3 protein-coding genes are annotated in these 1,554 nt (G+C 53.0%); all 3 read left to right on the top strand.

Annotated features, from left to right (window positions below):
• The first annotated feature begins 68 nt into the window (after positions 1-68).
• From HWQ67_RS18175 to HWQ67_RS18165, 3 genes are read left to right on the top strand one after another with little or no spacing between them, the layout of a single operon-like run.
• Positions 69-383, top strand: coding sequence for a hypothetical protein (locus tag HWQ67_RS18175; RefSeq protein WP_218254108.1), 315 nt, complete (start codon positions 69-71; stop codon positions 381-383).
• A gap of 9 nt (positions 384-392) precedes the next feature.
• Positions 393-701 carry a hypothetical protein gene (locus HWQ67_RS18170; RefSeq protein ID WP_218254107.1) on the top strand — a complete coding sequence of 103 codons (309 nt, stop codon included), beginning with the start codon at positions 393-395 and terminating at the stop codon, positions 699-701.
• A 1-nt stretch (position 702) separates the two neighbouring features.
• Positions 703-1,398, top strand: coding sequence for a hypothetical protein (locus HWQ67_RS18165; protein ID WP_218254106.1), 696 nt, complete (start codon positions 703-705; stop codon positions 1,396-1,398).
• The last annotated feature ends 156 nt before the right edge of the window (positions 1,399-1,554 follow it).

The following is a 1,554-nucleotide window of genomic DNA, read 5'->3' as shown; positions in this document are numbered from 1 at the left end:
ATGGCTAGAGCGTTGATGGTACAGGGTGCCGTCAACGATAGGTGGTTGATATTTTAGGAGGCTAGACTATGGCAATATTAGGACAGAAGGCGGTAACGACAGCGGGGACCGCGTACGCGTTGAGTACTGCTGACCTGGGATGTGGGACGTGGAAGCTGTACCCCCATCCGGCAAACAGTGGGACGTATATGTACTTGGGCTACACCAGCCAGACCGCAACCAGCAACACGGGAGTTGTGTTGAAGAAAGCGGTGGACGAAATCACTATCACAGTCGTGGACTTAGCTGACGTGTGGGTTGGCTCTGATACTGACGGCAACTCTATCTGCTACGTCCAGGTAGAGAATGAGAGCGTGGGCAAGCGTGCACCGGTGAGCTGGTGAGGAGGAACTATGGCAATACTAGGACAGTTAGGACCATCAACGGCTGGCACGCCGGTACAGGAGTCGGACTTGGGGCCTGGAACATATAGACTATGGGCGCATCCCGCGAACGGCGGCACTTACATGTATCTTGGCTACACGTCCGAGACTGCAACGTCAGCCGTGGGCGTGGTGCTGAAGAAGGGCGAAGAGGCTATCATCGTAACGGTAACGGACGCTTCCGACATCTGGGTGGACAGCGACACTGACGCCAACGTTATCTGTTATCTGAAGCTCGAGGGTGAGAGCGTTGGACTTCACCCACCGGTGAGTTGGTAGCATGCTGATACAGAGAGCAGGCGATAAGATAGTGTTCCTTGGCGGCAGCCAGATACGGGTGGTAAGCCCGCGGGGCGGGGCAGCGGCTGTTAGCTGGTGGCTATCCGGTGGGATTGCGGCGGCGAACTGCCTGGCGGCTTATGCGGCAAAGGGGGCGGCGAGCTTGGCGGCGAGTTATGTAAACCTCGCAAATCCTGGAACGTACAATCTTGCATACACTGGAAGTGGTTTGACGTGGGATGCGGTAAATGGTTGGATAGATGCGACTGGTAATGCCGTGCTTACTGCTACTGGATTAACGGTTACAAACAATCAAACATGGAGCGTTTTGTGCAAATTCACCAACTTGGCCGCGGTAGCCAACTGCTGTTTATGTTCTAATGGGAATACACTGCAATTTGCAGTTCGTCCTATACGAAGCGGAACAGATCGGCGATATGTATCCGGCGATCAATCGTCTATCCTGGTTGGGCAAAAAACAACGGGCGTGATGGGAATCGCTGGAAGGCAGCCATATTATAACGGTGCTGCTGATGGCGCATTAATAACAGCAGGCGTTGGTACAAATGGAACGTATTTAGCACTACATGGCAGCGCAGCAGGGCTATTTGGATATTATCAAGCAAACGCACTCTACAACATCACACTCAGCGCCGCACAGATGTTAGCAGTATCGACCGCGATGGCGGCTTTATAGGAGGGTAACTTATGGCAGGGACAATCTATCAATCGAATAATCCGCCAAAGAAGGGGGCGGCATATTCGTACATTATCGGACTGACTTCACAAGCGGATACCGATATCTTACAGGTCAGTCCAACGCTTACCAGCGGTGATGTTACATTCTCGAAGG

The sequence above is a fragment of the Candidatus Magnetobacterium casense genome (genome assembly GCF_019173545.1).
Taxonomy (GTDB): Bacteria; Nitrospirota; Thermodesulfovibrionia; order Thermodesulfovibrionales; family Magnetobacteriaceae; genus Magnetobacterium; species Magnetobacterium cryptolimnobacter.
The sequence above is the reverse complement of the archived record's forward strand: the minus strand, read 5'-3'. Positions and strand labels throughout refer to the sequence as shown.